Below are 14,720 nucleotides of genomic sequence, written 5' to 3'. Positions count from 1 at the left end.
GCCTGGGATTTCACCATGCTGGAGCATCTATGACAATGTCCACGCCCACCCCACGTTATGGTCTCACCTTGGTGTTGGTTCTTGGCACCACGCTGGGGCTGGCCTGTCAGTCCACGCCGACGGATTCACCGTCTCCATCTTCATCGGGTGCGCCGTCCAAAACGGCTTCTTCTTCGCCGGCACCGGAAACCGCGCGGGCTGCGCCCAACTTTAGCGTCGAAACCTTCAACGCCGGCAAATTCGACTTGAGCGCCCACCGTGGAAAGGTCGTGGTCGTCAACTTCTGGGCCACCTGGTGCCCGCCCTGCGTTGCCGAAATGCCCGGCTTCGATGCCACCTACCGTCGTCTCAAAGGCGACGGCCTTGAAATCATCGGCCTTTCGGTCGATCAGGAAGGGCCGAAGGTCGTCAAGGAATTTCTTGCCAAGCGCCAAATCAGCTACCCCATCGGCATGGCGGACAGCACCACGGCGGCCCGCTTCGGAATTGGCAACTCCATTCCCTACACCGTCTTTATTGACCGGCGTGGCAACATCCGGGACACCGTTACCGGCGGCATCAACGAAGGCATTTTTGAGCGCAAGGTCAAAAAACTTCTCCAGGAGCCGGCCTAATGAGGGAGCAGGGACTGCCAGTGCGCCGGCGGCTGACGCCCGAATGGATTGCGGGCGTGGCGTTTGGCGGACAGCCGCCCCTGCCGACCGTGGGGGTCGGCCAGGAAATCGCGGAGTGCCTGTGATTCGCCAGCCTGGGCCGCAGCCAGGTCCGGCGGATTGTTGACGCCTATGTAGTGAAACCGCTCTGCGGGCCAGCCCAAGGCGGCGGCATGCCACTGAAACCGCTGCTGCTTGAACGCCCAGCCAACCACGAAGACTTCGGCCGGCCACGCACCCAAGGCATCGTAGAAGCGCCACAGACCAAAGCGCAGGTTCTCATAGGAATCACGGGCAAAGGTCTCGGTCAGCGTCCGCGCGGCAACTTCCCGGCAGTGCCACCAACCTTGGGCTTCGGCCACTTGCCGGTAGCTTTCGGCTTCGCTTCGGGTCGGATGCTCCCGGTGGGTATATCCGCCGGAGAACACCAGCCACCGGTGGCCATCTTCTGCTGCCCACCGGACGCCCTCGCGGATGTGCTCCACGTAGCAACCGCCTTCCCCGCGCTGGTAGGGGTGAAGCGCCCAGGCGTCATCCGCTGTCAAGTCCGGGGCATCAGGACTCAGACAAATGGCATGGCCGGGGACAAGAACCAGCGTCCTCACGGTTTGACCGACAACAGCTCGACCTCAAAGCACAGGGTGGCGTTGGGTGGAATCGGCCCAATCCCTCGGCTACCATAGGCCAGTTCTGGCGGAATGGTCAGTTGCCGCCTGCCGCCAACGCGCATGCCGGCAACCCCCAAATCCCAGCCGCGAATGACCTGCCCTAACCCAAGCACGAACTCGAAGGGCTGCCGCCGGTCGTGGGAGCTGTCGAATTTTGTTCCATCGAGCAGCCAGCCGGTGTAGTGAACAGTGACGACATGGCCATTTTCGGCTACCGCGCCGGCGCCGGTTTGCAGGTCTGTAATTGCAAGGTTTGTCACGTTATGGTCATCCTTTGGCACGATGCTGCGCCATTCTGAGTTTACGTGGTCTGGCGGGGCCAAGGCTGGCTTGCGCCCACGCCGGTGAACAGGTCTGACGAGAACATCCGACGATGCCCGCACCATACACGAAGCAGCCCATCATTGGTATCACCGTTCGGATTGACCCCGACAAGGACACCTATCATCTGCGCACGACCTACCCGCGCGCGGTTTTGCACGCCGGTGGGATTCCGCTGCTCATCCCGCTGCTGACGGAGCCGGGCTACCTTGACGCCGTCGCCCAGGTGCTTGACGGTATCCTTTTGTCCGGCAATCCCGGTGATATTGACCCGTTCCGCTACGGGCAGGCGCCGCATGTCGCACTCGGCCCGGTTCACCCGGAACGGGATGAAACCGACCTTCAGTTGTTGCGCCTTGCCGATGCCCGACGGCTTCCCGTCCTTGCCATCTGCTACGGGATGCAACTGCTCAACGTACACCGTGGCGGGACGCTGTTTCAGGACCTGCCCTCGCAGGTCGAAAACGTCATGCAGCATCAGCAGCGTGGCAGCTTTCGCCGGGTTGCCCATGGCATCCAGATTGACCGGGACAGCCTGCTGGCCAAGCTGGCCGGGGGTGTCACAGCGCGCGTCAACAGTCACCATCACCAGGCTATTGACGAACTCGGCCGCGACCTGCGCGCCATCGCCTGGGCGGCGGATGGCGTCATCGAGGCCGTCATCGGGACCCAGCCCAACCACTTTGTGCTTGGCGTCCAGTGGCACCCGGAAATCAATGCCGACCATGACCCCTTTTCACAAGCCCTGTTCAAGCACTTCGTGGCCGAGGCAGCGCTGCATCGCCAGGGCCCACCATTGGAGTAACCAGTCTTTCCCCATCCCCTGCACGTTCAAGGCGGTATCGGACACACCATGGCCATTGTTCATCCCTTTCGCGCGCTCCGTCCCCAGCCTGTCCGCGTCGCGGACGTGGCAGCAGTTCCCTACGACGTTGTCAGCCGGGACGAAGCCCGTGCGCTGGTTGCCAACAACCCCTACAGCCTGCTGCACGTCACCCGGCCGGACGTGGACCTGCCGGATGACACCCCGCCGGAGGCGGAACTCCAGTACCAGACCGCCCGGGCCAACCTGGAGTGGCTCATCCGGGAAGCGCCACTGCTGACCGATGAGGAAGCCGGTTTCTTTGTCTATCGGCTCGTCATGGCAGGACAGGCACAGACCGGCATTGTCGGCGTCTGCGCCGTGGACGACTACGACCGGGAGGTGATCCGCAAGCACGAAAAGACGCGCCCGGACAAGGAAGACGACCGCACCCGGCATCTGCTGGCGCTGGGCGTCCACACAGAGCCGGTCTTTCTGGTCTACCGGGACGTACCGGCGCTGGAGGCGCTCGTGGAGCAGACCTGCTCTGGTGTGCCGCTGTATGACTTCACGGCTGAGGATGGCATTCAGCACACGGTCTGGCGCATGGCGGATGCCGACCAGGTTCGTATGGCCTTTGCAGATGTCCCGACGCTCTATGTCGCCGATGGGCATCACCGTTCGGCCAGCGCCAGCCGCGCCCGCGCTGTATGGCGGGCACAGGACCCACACCCGTCAGCGGAAGCACCCTACAACTTTTTTCTGGCGGTGCTTTTCCCGGCGGGCCAACTGCGGATACTGCCCTACAACCGCGTTGTCAGTGACCTCAACGGCTATGCACCGACGGACTTCATCGCGGCTTTGCAAGCCCGATTTGAACCACGTCCGGCTACACCGACGCCGGCTGCGGAAGGTGATTTTTCGGTCTATTGCGCCGGCCGGTGGCACAGCTTCGGCTTTCGTCCGGCAGAAGACGGGGACATCCTGACGCGGCTGGATGTCAGCCGCCTGCAAACACAGGTGCTGGAACCATTGCTGGGCATTGGCGATCCCCGTACGGACAAGCGGCTGGATTTTGTCGGCGGGATTCGCGGCACGGCAGAACTGGAACGGCGGGTCAACGCCGGGCAGGCAGCGGTCGCCTTTTCCCTTTACCCGACTTCGCTGGAGGCGTTGTTGGCTGTTGCTGACCGGGGAGAGGTGATGCCCCCGAAGTCCACCTGGTTTGAGCCGAAGCTCCGCTCCGGGCTGCTGATGTATGCCGTCCAAGGCTGAGAGCGACACCGGCAGGCAGTACTACTCCGACTTGTAGGTGATTACAATACTCGTGTAGTCGTCATCGTCCTCCGTGCGGTCCTCCGCCCGGCGGTCCTTAGCCTCCACTTTCATCACCATGACGCTGATACTCTCCCCGGAGTCACGTTTGGCAGCAATCGCCCGGTAGCCGCCGGATGCAGTGCGTGTCACGGAAAAACCGATACCGTCCAGCTTGGTTTCATAGAAGCTGAACACGGCTTCGGGCTTGTCTCTCGTCATCAAGGTCAGCGCACCGGACACCTTGCTGCCGCTGCCCGAGGTCACCTTGGCCGTGACTTTCGCACCCGGATACACCAACACCCAGTTGGGGAGGTTATCCTTGTCACCAATACCGACTTCCGGCGGCGAGGACGGCGGTTGGCTACCGGCGGATGGCTCTGGACTACCTGTTCCATCGCCGGACTTTGCCTTCTTTTCAAGCTCCTTGAGCGAAACCGTCGTCGTGGTGCCGGTCTTCTTGTCGCGGAAGGTCACCAGTTCCTTTTCCTCATCCACTGCCACCACTTCAATATCGGGATTGACCATCTCGATGGCCTTGGCCGCCGTGCGTACAGGGTTCCTGGAGACTTCGTCCACGAAGCGGTAGCCAAAGTAGAGAGCCACGCCGACGACCACGATACCGAGCAGGGTGAGGACTCCGCAGCCCCCCAGAACCCACAGCCAGACATTGCGTTTTTTTGTCGGCGGCGGCTGGGCATAACCGACTGGTTGCATGGAACAACATCCTTTCAGCAATCGGGATTGGCGACCTGTGCCGAAGCTGGACGCATCAAGGGCAACCTATCCCAGAGACAGCCTGAAAAGCGAGGGCGGGCAGCCTCCGAAGACTGCCCACCAATAGCTGTGGCTGGGCGCTCAGCCGTTGAGTGCCGCGCCGATAGCCTCTGAAAAAATTTCCACGGCACAGTCCACCTGCTCGGCATCAATGACGAGCGGCGGCGAGAACCGGATTGTGGACTCCCCAGCCCCCAACACGATGAGGCCGCGGCGGAAACACTCCTGCTCGATGCGGTTGCGGAGTTCAGGATCAGGCGTCAGGCTGCGCCGGTCGGTGACAAACTCAACGCCAATCATCAGTCCCAATCCGCGCACGTCAGCAATCCGGTCAGCATACTTTGCCTGCACCAGCCGCAGGCCACCCAGCATCCGTTCGCCCATTTCGGCCGCGTTCCTGAGCAGGCCGTTGTGAAGCAGTTCAAAGGTCTTGAGCGAGGCGGCAATGGCAACGGGATTGCCGCCAAAGGTCGAAGCATGCGCGCCGACGTGCCAGTTCATCAGGTCAGCCCGCGCCACGGTCGCGCTTAGCGGCAGCCCCGACGCAATCCCCTTGGCCGCGCACAGCACGTCCGGGACGACCCCGAAGTGCTCAATGGCAAACATTTTCCCGGTACGCCCCATACCGGACTGGACTTCATCCACGATGAGGACGATGTCGTGCTCATCACACAACCGGCGCAGCTCGTGGTGGAACTTGGCCGGGGGCACGACATAGCCCCCTTCGCCCTGCACCGCCTCGACCACGACGGCCGCAACTTCTTCCTTCGGGCAGGTGGTTTTGAACAGCCGCTCCTCGATGACCTTCACACATTCCACCTGGCAGGTGTCAGGCGTTTTGCCGTAGGCGCAGCGCAGACAGTTGGCATAAGGGATATGGGTGACATCAAGCGCTGCGCGGCCGAAGCCCAACCGCTGAGCCGCCCGCGAAGAAGTAAGTGACAGCGCACCCATCGTCCGCCCGTGAAAGCTGTTGAAAAAGGCGATGAACTTCGGACGCCGGGTGGCATACATCGCCACCTTGAGGGCGCATTCGACGGCCTCTGCGCCGGAGTTACCAAAGTGAACCCGCTTGGGGAAATCCCCCGGCGTTTCCGTCTGGAGCCGCTCGGCCATAGCCGCAAGTTGTGGGTAGTAGTAATCCGCCCCGGCAATGTGGACAAACTCCGCCGCCTGTTTGGCAATCGCGGCTACAATCTCCGGGTGGGCATGGCCCGTCGCCAGCACAGCCACTCCGGCATTGAAGTCCAAAAACACGTTGCCGTCCACATCCTGAATCATCGCGCCCCAGCCGCGCTCGATGACCAGCGGGTAAGGGCGTGTATAACTCGGCGAAACGTAGCGATGGTCCTGTTCAACGATGGCCCGGGCCTTCGGGCCGGGCAGTTCCGTGATGAGCTGCGGGAATTTGGTAAGCGTTGGAATCGCGGCTGACATGATGACCTCCTTGAAAAAACACATCGGCAACCGGCAGGCCTGGTGCGGCCGGCGTGTGACAGACAGAGCAACCGATTTCCAAGGAAGGCTAGTCAGCAAAAAGATCGGCCCGCCGCCGCAACGGGAGGCAGGTCAGAGCGACCCGCAAACGAAGGGATGGGGCATAGCGGCGAAAGGTACGCATCGGACAAACCCCAAAATTCCAACCTGGAGTGACTTCGGAAGAGGTGGCGGAACAGCCACCAGCCGCAGCCGATTATGACGAACCCGACGGCAGGTGTGCAACCCGGCCGTCAAACCGGTCAGGCACAGGCCCCCGGCAAAAACAAATCACCGGAAGCACACACAACAGAGCAACGGCGGCCGGAAGACGCTTCCTGCCGCCGCTGTGCCTTTCAGCCAGGCTGAATATGCCGCGCGGTTCAGGATGAAGCCGTGGCGACGGTTGCCTGCTGTTCAACGGCTTCGACCCGCTTGCGGGCGGCAATGATGTCGCGTTCGAGACGTTTGATCTTGACCAGGTGCTTCGGATTGAACGCCAGCGATGGGTAGTAGCAGTTGCTTTCGTGCGTACAGAAGCAGCCGTCCTTGACCCGCGCGCGCCGCATCTGCATGGCTTCGGAGTACCACAGGGCCGAAAAGTTCCAGTCGTAATCCCGCAGGTTGCCGATGGGCGGCAGGTTTTCGCAGCTCGACACCGTGCCTTCGTCGTAGATGACACCGCCGGCCGTGCCGGCAAAACACCGGAGTTGGGCTTTTTGCTCTTCCTGGGTTTTGGCGATGAGTTCGTGCATGTAAATGTCCACGGCGGCTTTGAAAGCGCCATTCGGCCCGCCGTACACATTCTTGGCCTGTCCGCTGCGCGAATCTTCAAGGATCATCTGGGACAACCGCCGGTAACGCTCAAGGTCAATGTTGAGTTCTTCGGGGCGGGCCGCCGGCGGACGGATGTAGTTGACGTTGATTTTGTCCGGCCGGAGGTCGTGTTTGAGAAAGTCGTACCACTCGAACAGCCGGTCCTGGTTCGAGTTCATCACGCACGTGCAGGTCTGTACATCGAGCCGCGCAAAACTTTTCTTCAGTTTCTGGAGCTGCCGTGCCGTGTCAATGGCCCGCGCCCAACTGCCCGGTTTCTGCCGAATCCGGTCGTGGTCGGCTTCGAGTCCGTCAATACCCAGCGCGACCGTCACATGAAGCTTCGGGCACTCAGTCAGGATGCGTTCGACATCGGGCAGAATCCGCTTCTGGATTTGCCCGTTGGACATCAGATAGATGGATTCAAGCCGGTTGTTTTCGTAAAACGCGCGGGCAATGTCCGGCAGATCAACGCGGGTAAACGGTTCACCCCCGGCAATGACGAGCACCGAGAGGTTGCCCCCCAGGGTTTCGCTGACCCGGACGATGTTTTCCGTCTTCATCTGGTTCTTTTTGCGCTCTTTGTCATCCAACTCTTCGGTGAAAAAGCAGTGGATACAGCGCATGTCGCAAACGGACGTCACCAGAATGTTGAGAAAGGCCGGAGCAAACGGCTTCCCCAGGGCAAGGCGTCCGTACCGCTTGAGCAGTTCTTTGGTCATCTGATCGAGGAAAGACATTGCGGCAACATCTCCGGGAAGCAGGGTGCAATCACGGGTTACGGCCAAGCCAGACAAGCCAAATACCCGGCCACGCAAGGTACTTGTTTGGCGTACCCACGGCAAGAGCAGACAGCGCGCCGCTGCCGAATCCCTGCTTGTGAACCGGTGACAGACTCCCCAAAGCTTAGAAGGTAAGGCAGACGACGGTGATTTCGGTCTCAGCCGGGGATTTGGCAAACGATTCACCGGGCGCTGGCTGAAGGCGCTCACGTGCATAGTCAATTACGGCGCGTGGCAGGTTGCCCTCCGGCGGTGCATCCAGAGACGCCAACAGGGTTTCGTAGCGTGAGGCAAGGTCGGGCGCATCAGGCTCCAGCCCATAAACCTCACCCAGCCAGTCGCCCATCAGCACCACCTGACTGCCCCGTACGGGACGCACCCGATCTTCCAGAAACCGCAGATCAGTGCGTCCGTCCAGCGGGCTGTTCCGCGCCCCCGTCAGGCTGGAAGGCGACGGTTTTTCCCCCGCACGCGGTCGCAGCACCACCGGCGCAATATAGCCGGCATTGCAGTAGGTAAACTCACCCGTACGAAAGTCGGCGATACCGTACAGCAGCCGGACCTGCGAACCAATCGCACGCAGGCGGGGGGATAAAAAGTCATTGAGGCGCTCGATGACCCGCGCCGGACAGTCCGAATAGTGGGACGCCTTGGACCGGATGGCCGCCAGCACAATCGCCACCAGCAGGGAAGCCTGGAGTTCCTGCCCGCTCACTTCCCCAATTCCTACGCCAATCCGCTCCGGCTCCAGTGGCAGCACAATAAACCACTCCCGGCCTTGTTCAGGCAGGTGGGCATACTCGGCAATGATGCGCTGCCGCTCGTCCCGAAAGCCGGAGGGCGGCAGCAGGTTGCAGTGAATCAGCCACCGTACTTCGCGGTCTTCGCGCCAGCGTTCCAGGCGGAGGCGATCGCGGATGTACCGGGGAGCGAGATCGAAAGTCTCTTTTCGCAGGCGGCGCTCCGGCCGGCGAAACCCGATGAGCACCCCAAGCGGCAGGATGATGAGCATCCCGCCCAACAGAAACACCGGCTCGAAACCATTTGGAAACCGCAGCCCCCACAGCAGTGGAAACAGCCCGCCTACCAGAAGCTGGCCAAACACAACAGACAACCAGCCATAGTTCAGCAGCGCCCAGACCAGCCCTGCGACCAGCAGGACATACCCCACGATTGTGCTCCATGTGCTGGCAACGAAGGGCAGACCAATCAGGACCAACAACACTCCAACCGCCAGTCCCGTGGAACGATCCTGAAGGCGGTCGCGGGCAAAGGCCATCAGGGGCAGCAGCCAGATCGTCGTCAGCCACACGTCGGCCAGGCATTCGCCGATGATTTTCCAGCCCGGCCACCGCCCGACAGCCAGACTTTGCGACCAAGCAACAAACTCATGCCAGGGGAGAAGGGGCTGTCCCGTCATCCACTGGACGCCAGTTTCCAGCGCCAGCACCCACGACGCCAGCGCGACGCTCCCCACACTGAGCCGCAGTATTTGCAAGGGCGTCAGGCCGCCCCGGCGCGTCAGGCGATACACATCGCCCAGCAACTGCCGATGGCGCTTCCAGTCGTAAGACTCCGTCACGGCCAGAGAAACCAGCCCTACACCCAGCGCCCCCAGCGACACGCCCGCCGCCGCCAGCAAGGTGATGAAAAATATCACCCACCGGTAGCCGGCATCTGACAGCAGGACAACAAATCCCTCCTCCGAGATGGACGGGTCCAGCCAGGCAAAGTGTGTGACCAATGTAACCCCCAGAAGCGTTGCGAGCCAAAGCATCAGCAACGTCGCCAGGACCCCGCTTGTAACGAGCGTGGTGAGCGATCCCATTTCACGGCGGGTAATTCCACGCACAAACACAAAGAGCCACGGAAGCCAGAACACCAGCGCGAGAAACCCGATGACGAGAACACCCCCCAAAATGTCGCCCTCCGGGGGGCGTGGTGTCTCCGCCGGCGTTACCCCCAGCGACTGAAGGCCCTGCCGGTCGAAGCTGACCTCCACATAGACCAACTGCGGGTGATTGGTTTTCCAACGCCGCAGGATGTCCCGGACCGAACCTGGGAAGGGGCTTTCCCGGACGGCCGGTGGGGCTTCGGCCACGGGTACCGGAGTGACTTTGGCTTCAGTCGTGAGAAAGTCCCGCCAGACTTCGGCCTGCTGGCGTACGGCGGCATCATTGAACACAGCAGTGGATTCCGCCGCAAGACGGCGCCGGTAAACAGCGAAGTGCCGGAAGTCGCCGGTGGCGCTCAACGTCAGGCGGTACAGGTGGCTCCTGTCCGGCGCAAGAAAAGCAAACTCCCACCGCGCCAGATCAATCGGATGCCGTTGACACTGCCGGGCCGTCTGGTATGCCGCCAGTGGTGTACCGGAGAGGTCAGCCGGACGCAGGCGCTCCAGCAGACGTTCGGCGCGGGTCAGTGCTTCCGGCTCTGTCAGGCGCGCCACGGGAGGCGCATAGACCTGCCCACTGCACAGGGCAAACACCACGAGCGCCAACAGGGTCGCCCAGCTCGTCCACACCAACGCCTGGTCCTTCCCAACGGCGGTTGGCGGCATTGTGGCTGATTTTGAGGGCGCAGAAAGCAGGGCAGCCATGAACAAGCCTCGTGTTGGATCAGCAGGGTGTGCAAGTGGCTCGGACAAGGGAAAGCCGACTGTATGTAAGCCTCCCGGGGTTTTCAAACCAGACCAGGCAGAGCGACGGCGCAGTTTCCCGACCGAACTCCGCTGTGGTTCACACGCAGAGGTGAGAACGCCTTGAAATGCCAGGACGATGGTGCGACACTTGGTTGCTCTCACCGAGCAACCACAGGCCGCATCCAGGTCAAAGTGTCATGAGTGGGTTGACCTCTGCTACCTCAAGAATCAACTACGTCAAGGAAGCCGCTGGCGAACCCTACAACATCTGGACAATGGTGCTCTTTCTGTCGGCGGCCGCCTACACCCAAGACTGGATACCGCTCGTGGCGGGTGCGGCGCTGGAAGCCACCTATCTGACGGTCGTTCCGGCAATGACTGCCTACCGGCGACTCGTCGAACGCCGGGCGGCCCGGCAGCGGCAGATGCTTCGGCGGCGGCAGCGGGAAGAACTCATCCGCACCTTCGAGCCGCGCGACCGTGAAATGGTCGAATATCTGCGCTTCCAGAAAAGCAAAATCTACGAAAACTATCTCAAGTTCACCAAACTCGAAAAACTCCCGGAATCCATCCAGTGCCTGGATACGATGTGGGAGCAGTTCGTTGACCTGCTTGATGTCTATCGGCGGCGCAAAACCCACCTGCGGTCGGTCAACCGGAATGCCATTCAAAACCAGATCATCCAGATTGAGCGCCAGATGACCACAGCCGATGCAGCCACCCGCCCCCTGCTCGAACACAACCTGGATGTTCTCCGCCGCCGCCTCAAAACCTTTGATGAAATCGAGCGCAGCGTCCGCCGGGTCGAGGCCCAACTTCAGGCGATTGAAAACCGGTTCAGCCTGATCAACGACCACATCGTGACCATGACGGCCTTGGACGGGGCGGGCGCGACGGACCTGGACTTCGACGAACTGCTCGCCAATATCGAAATCACCAAGCAAATTCTGGAGGAATCCGCGCCGGCCCTGTCGGGACTCAACCTCATCGAGAGCGCCAACTATCCCGAAAGCTTCCAGCCTTCGCCGCGTGGGCGGCAGGAACAGTACGAGTAAACAGCAACGGGCGGGTCCCCAGGTGTTTCCCGTTGTGTCATCGGGGATGCTCACTGACGATGAGCGTGTGCCGGGCGTGGGCGCCAATGCGGTACAGCCGCCAGGGAGTGTGGTCGTCGCCGGTGACGGGCTGAAGCCGGGGAAACTTCGTCTGCAAACGCTCGTGCGCCCAGCGGTCGCCCACGGCCAGCACAAAATCAAAGTAGTCCAGGTCACGCTCCGTCAGGCGTTCGGGTGACCATTCAAGGCCATCCGTCCAGCGCACCACGGCATCCGTTTCATAGCGCACAAAGCTCTGCGGAAACTTGGCAAAGGACAGGCTGTAGGCGCCGCCGTGCAGCACCTGGGCATAGGCAGGCATCTGCATCAGCGGAGGCCGCTGGAAGCCCGGAATTTCCTTGACGAAATCCAGCCCGACGACACGCGGTTGGGACGGAAGCGCCGCCAGCGCTTCGGGCAGACCGGGCAGGTAGTCGCGCTGAAACGCCTGCCAGACCAGCGCCGTCCAGCCGCAGAAGACGACACAGCCCGCTGTGGCGACGGCGCGCGGCCAAGCCGGAACAGAACGGGTGTCGCTGCCGGGCGGTGGTACATCCAAAGCCGGTGCGCCGAGCAGCAGACAGGTTACGGCGGCTGGCATCCAGCGTTCGGCAAACTCAATGGTGTACTGATACTGGTAAGGCAGCAGCAACCCGGCGGCCAGGCACAGCCCGCCAGCCAGCAGCCAGACCGGATCGCTGGCGGACCGCCACTGGCGCCGATGCCGGACCAATCCGGCAACCAGCCACAGCCCCACCCCGGCCAGCGCCAGCGGCTCCACGGGACCGCTCAGGCCGCCATAGACCGATTCCGGCAACCACGGGGTGAACAGCCGCCCGACCACCGGCACGCGCCATATGGTTTTGTGCCCCACCAGGGTCGTGGCATAGCCAATCCGGCTGTACATCAGTGCCGCCAGCGCCGCGAGCGGCAGCAGCCACAGGCCGTTGTGCAGCACCGTGCGCCAGGGGCGTCGCAATCCCCACGCCATTACCCCAAACCACAGCAGCGCCATGGCAAACCACAGCGCATGGGCGGCATAGAGTAACGCTGCCAGGCTCACCAGAAGCAGTTGCCGGCGGCGTGTCAGAGGAGCGTCCCGGGCCGTTGTGTGAACCCACAGCAGAAACAGGGGGCCACCGGTCATGAAGCTGACAAACCCCCAGTACAGCGTATGGTTGAAAAACAGGGTCGTGGCCAGGGCCGCCGCAGCCGCCGAGCGTTGCCGCCGGGCCGCCAGCCAGTGCACCAGAAACACCCAACCGAGCGCCTGCAACAGCAACATCGCCTGCCCGACGCGCACCGGCGGCAACACCTGCCATAATCCGCCCATGAGCCAGTAGGTCAGGCTGTAGGGCGTCCACCACTGAATGATGTAGCGCGTTCCGTCCGGGTGTGGCATTCCGGCCAGGGTTTCAAACCACAGCCGCACCTGGGCAACGTGCTGGGGCAGGTCGGTGACTGGTGGGAACGGTGTTGTCCACAGAGGCAGCGCAACGGCCAGCGCACAAGCCCCGGCCACAGCCCAGCGCGGCAGGGGCCACAGTGAGGGGCCACAGTGTATGAAAGCAGGCATGGGCAAACCTCATGGGCGTGCACTATACTTGCGCCCAAAACCCGAATGCAAGCTCAAATCCTGTCGTCTCCACGATTGTTTTTTGTGAAATCCTGTGCGCATTGGCTGGCTGCCGGGCTGTTTTTGTTCGTCGGGGCGGTCTATGTCCTGATGAGTCCCGGCCGGATTGACATCATTGACGGTCAGTGCCGCTTCGAGGTGGCGCGCAGCTTGGTGGAAGCCGGACAACCGACCCTGCGCGACCCGGCGCTCCAGTGGATTGGCGTTCGGGGAAAAGACCGGCGGCTGTATAGCCACTATGGTCTGGGTGCTTCGGCAATGGGCGTGCCACTTGTAGCCCTCGGCAAAATCGGCGACGACTGGAAAGGCGAACGCCAGCGTTTTCTGTTTTCCCTCACCTGCGCCCTTGTTGGCGCGGGATTGGCCGTAGTGCTGTTTTTCTTTCTGCTTGACCTTGGCGTTTCTCCCGGTCGCGCCGTGGTGTGGACACTGGTCAATGCCTTTGCCACATTGACGTTTATTGGCGCCACGACGACGTTTGACAACCTCCAGCAGGCGTTTTTCGTCCTGTGCGCTGCCTGGTGCGCCTATCGCAGCGCCCAGCGGCAGTCGGTGAGGTATGCCCTTGCCGGGGGGCTGTGCGCCGGCTGGCTGGTCAACTTTGTCGAACACCTCGTGCTGCTGTGGCCCTTTCTGGCGCTGATGTGTTCGCGGGTGAACGTTACCTGGCCTCCCTGGTCTGGCGACCTGCGTCCCTGGCTGACCCACCTCTGGACGGACTTCTGGAAGACGGACGCCGGACGCGCTTCACTGCAACGCATCACGGCCTTCAGTCTGGCCTGCGGCGTTGGGCTGGTGGTCTTCGGGGTCTATAACACGCTCCGTTTCGGGCATTTCCTCGCCACTGGCAAGTTCGACATTCCCGGACATCCTTCCTTCTGGGGCAATCCGCTCTACGGTGTGCCGGGACTCCTCATCAGCCCCGGCAAAGGGGTGCTGTGGTACAGCCCGCCGATCTTTCTGGCGTTCTTTGGCTATGCCGGGTTGCGGGCACACGCGCCCATGGTGGCGCGGATGACCCTGGCAGCCTCGGTGGTCCTCGTCGGCTTCATCGGGTGCATCTCGTTTTACGGCGGCGACTGGTGCTGGGGGCCGCGGTATCTGTTACCCATTCTGCCGCTGTGGTCACTGACCTTTGCCTTTCTGCCCTCACACACGGTGATGGGTTGGGGGGCTGCGGTCATCGTCGCTGTCGGGCTGGGGGTGCAGGCGCTGGGATTGAGCCTCGACCACCAGCGGTTCTTTCTGGAACGCTGTCTGCCGCCATACTTCTGGGCGACGGACCCGGGCTTTTACTTCCGGGAAAGCGCACTGCTGGCGCGGCCGGCGGAACTGCTCGATCCGGTCAACCCGTCGGCACGGGACAAAGCCTGCTGGTTTCGGCCCGGCCCCTACGACGACACCAACACCTATTGCATCTTTGGGCTGTCACCTGAGTGGGCGGACGATGTCCCGCTGTGGGCGCTCAACTTTGAGGTGTTTTACGTCGGCCGCCCGTGGCCCATCTGGATGCCCCGCCAACCCCGCGAACGGCAACCGATTCCGCTGTGCTGGTGGTTGTTCGGCACCCTCACGGCTGGGGCCGTCGGCTGTGGACTGCTGGCCTATGGCTTACGCCTGACCTCCCTGCCCGGCACGGCTGGCTGCCTGATTGGTGTTTCTCCCCATTCGAATCAAGCGGCTACAGGCCCATAGGTCTTATTGCCTGGATGTAAGACACAGTGTAGTCTTCCATCCCTG

12 protein-coding genes are annotated in these 14,720 nt (G+C 62.1%); 5 read left to right on the top strand and 7 right to left on the bottom strand.

Annotated elements, in window-relative coordinates:
• Positions 1–35 precede the first annotated feature (35 nt).
• Positions 36–614, top strand: coding sequence for a TlpA family protein disulfide reductase (locus J8C01_RS01290; protein WP_014098766.1), 579 nt, complete (start codon positions 36–38; stop codon positions 612–614).
• On the opposite strand, the gene J8C01_RS01285 is transcribed toward J8C01_RS01290, so the two are convergent.
• Both J8C01_RS01285 and J8C01_RS01280 read right to left on the bottom strand, forming a co-directional pair.
• Entirely contained in the window at positions 611–1,258 is a 648-nt protein-coding gene (locus J8C01_RS01285; protein WP_211432128.1) for an ElyC/SanA/YdcF family protein, read from the bottom strand. The genes J8C01_RS01290 and J8C01_RS01285 overlap by 4 nt on opposite strands.
• Positions 1,255–1,581: an FKBP-type peptidyl-prolyl cis-trans isomerase gene (locus J8C01_RS01280; RefSeq protein ID WP_014098764.1), complete on the bottom strand. Its 327-nt coding sequence runs from the start codon at positions 1,579–1,581 to the stop codon at positions 1,255–1,257. The genes J8C01_RS01285 and J8C01_RS01280 overlap by 4 nt, the downstream gene beginning before the upstream one ends.
• A 113-nt stretch (positions 1,582–1,694) precedes the next feature.
• Between J8C01_RS01280 and J8C01_RS01275 the strand changes: the two genes are divergently transcribed.
• Together J8C01_RS01275 and J8C01_RS01270 are read left to right on the top strand one after the other, a co-directional pair.
• Positions 1,695–2,447 (top strand): gamma-glutamyl-gamma-aminobutyrate hydrolase family protein, encoded by a 753-nt coding sequence (locus J8C01_RS01275; RefSeq protein WP_211432127.1) that lies wholly within the window; start codon positions 1,695–1,697, stop codon positions 2,445–2,447.
• Between the two features lie 48 nt (positions 2,448–2,495).
• Positions 2,496–3,719: a DUF1015 domain-containing protein gene (locus tag J8C01_RS01270; RefSeq protein ID WP_211432126.1), complete on the top strand. Its 1,224-nt coding sequence runs from the start codon at positions 2,496–2,498 to the stop codon at positions 3,717–3,719.
• Between the two features lie 21 nt (positions 3,720–3,740).
• Here J8C01_RS01270 and J8C01_RS01265 read toward each other — a convergent pair whose 3' ends face one another.
• From J8C01_RS01265 to J8C01_RS01250, 4 genes are all read right to left on the bottom strand, one after another.
• On the bottom strand, positions 3,741–4,475 hold the full coding sequence (locus J8C01_RS01265) for a hypothetical protein (RefSeq protein ID WP_211432125.1): 735 nt from the start codon (positions 4,473–4,475) through the stop codon (positions 3,741–3,743).
• Between the two features lie 141 nt (positions 4,476–4,616).
• Entirely contained in the window at positions 4,617–5,972 is a 1,356-nt protein-coding gene (locus J8C01_RS01260) for an acetyl ornithine aminotransferase family protein (RefSeq protein WP_249355463.1), read from the bottom strand.
• A 422-nt stretch (positions 5,973–6,394) separates the two neighbouring features.
• Positions 6,395–7,567, bottom strand: a complete 1,173-nt coding sequence (locus tag J8C01_RS01255; RefSeq protein WP_211432123.1) for a radical SAM protein — start codon at positions 7,565–7,567, stop codon at positions 6,395–6,397.
• Between the two features lie 166 nt (positions 7,568–7,733).
• On the bottom strand, positions 7,734–10,208 hold the full coding sequence (locus tag J8C01_RS01250; protein ID WP_211432122.1) for a PP2C family protein-serine/threonine phosphatase: 2,475 nt from the start codon (positions 10,206–10,208) through the stop codon (positions 7,734–7,736).
• Between the two features lie 239 nt (positions 10,209–10,447).
• Here J8C01_RS01250 and J8C01_RS01245 point away from each other — a divergent pair, with 239 nt between their 5' ends.
• Positions 10,448–11,305: a hypothetical protein gene (locus J8C01_RS01245; protein ID WP_014098755.1), complete on the top strand. Its 858-nt coding sequence runs from the start codon at positions 10,448–10,450 to the stop codon at positions 11,303–11,305.
• A 37-nt stretch (positions 11,306–11,342) separates the two neighbouring features.
• Here J8C01_RS01245 and J8C01_RS01240 read toward each other — a convergent pair whose 3' ends face one another.
• Complete coding sequence (locus tag J8C01_RS01240; RefSeq protein WP_211432121.1) at positions 11,343–12,920, bottom strand: hypothetical protein; 1,578 nt, start codon at positions 12,918–12,920, stop codon at positions 11,343–11,345.
• A gap of 45 nt (positions 12,921–12,965) precedes the next feature.
• On the opposite strand from J8C01_RS01240, the gene J8C01_RS01235 reads away from it, so the two are divergent.
• Positions 12,966–14,675, top strand: a complete 1,710-nt coding sequence (locus tag J8C01_RS01235) for a hypothetical protein (protein WP_211432120.1) — start codon at positions 12,966–12,968, stop codon at positions 14,673–14,675.
• The last annotated feature ends 45 nt before the right edge of the window (positions 14,676–14,720 follow it).

It is taken from the genome of Chloracidobacterium sp. D (assembly GCF_018304685.1).
Classification (GTDB): domain Bacteria; phylum Acidobacteriota; class Blastocatellia; order Chloracidobacteriales; family Chloracidobacteriaceae; genus Chloracidobacterium; species Chloracidobacterium thermophilum.
This window is presented reverse-complemented; position numbering and strand designations above follow the sequence as displayed.

What these genes read in the sequence shown, in the direction of transcription:
- J8C01_RS01270 (WP_211432126.1), top strand. Translation starts at nt 2,496, where the DNA reads ATGGCCATTGTTCATCCCTTTCGCGCGCTCCGTCCCCAGCCTGTCCGC.
- J8C01_RS01245 (WP_014098755.1), top strand. Translation starts at nt 10,448, where the DNA reads ATGAGTGGGTTGACCTCTGCTACCTCAAGAATCAACTACGTCAAGGAA.
- J8C01_RS01255 (WP_211432123.1), bottom strand. Translation starts at nt 7,567, where the DNA reads ATGTCTTTCCTCGATCAGATGACCAAAGAACTGCTCAAGCGGTACGGA.
- J8C01_RS01250 (WP_211432122.1), bottom strand. Translation starts at nt 10,208, where the DNA reads ATGGCTGCCCTGCTTTCTGCGCCCTCAAAATCAGCCACAATGCCGCCA.
- J8C01_RS01260 (WP_249355463.1), bottom strand. Translation starts at nt 5,972, where the DNA reads ATGTCAGCCGCGATTCCAACGCTTACCAAATTCCCGCAGCTCATCACG.
- J8C01_RS01290 (WP_014098766.1), top strand. Translation starts at nt 36, where the DNA reads ATGTCCACGCCCACCCCACGTTATGGTCTCACCTTGGTGTTGGTTCTT.
- J8C01_RS01240 (WP_211432121.1), bottom strand. Translation starts at nt 12,920, where the DNA reads ATGCCTGCTTTCATACACTGTGGCCCCTCACTGTGGCCCCTGCCGCGC.
- J8C01_RS01275 (WP_211432127.1), top strand. Translation starts at nt 1,695, where the DNA reads ATGCCCGCACCATACACGAAGCAGCCCATCATTGGTATCACCGTTCGG.
- J8C01_RS01235 (WP_211432120.1), top strand. Translation starts at nt 12,966, where the DNA reads ATGCAAGCTCAAATCCTGTCGTCTCCACGATTGTTTTTTGTGAAATCC.
- J8C01_RS01265 (WP_211432125.1), bottom strand. Translation starts at nt 4,475, where the DNA reads ATGCAACCAGTCGGTTATGCCCAGCCGCCGCCGACAAAAAAACGCAAT.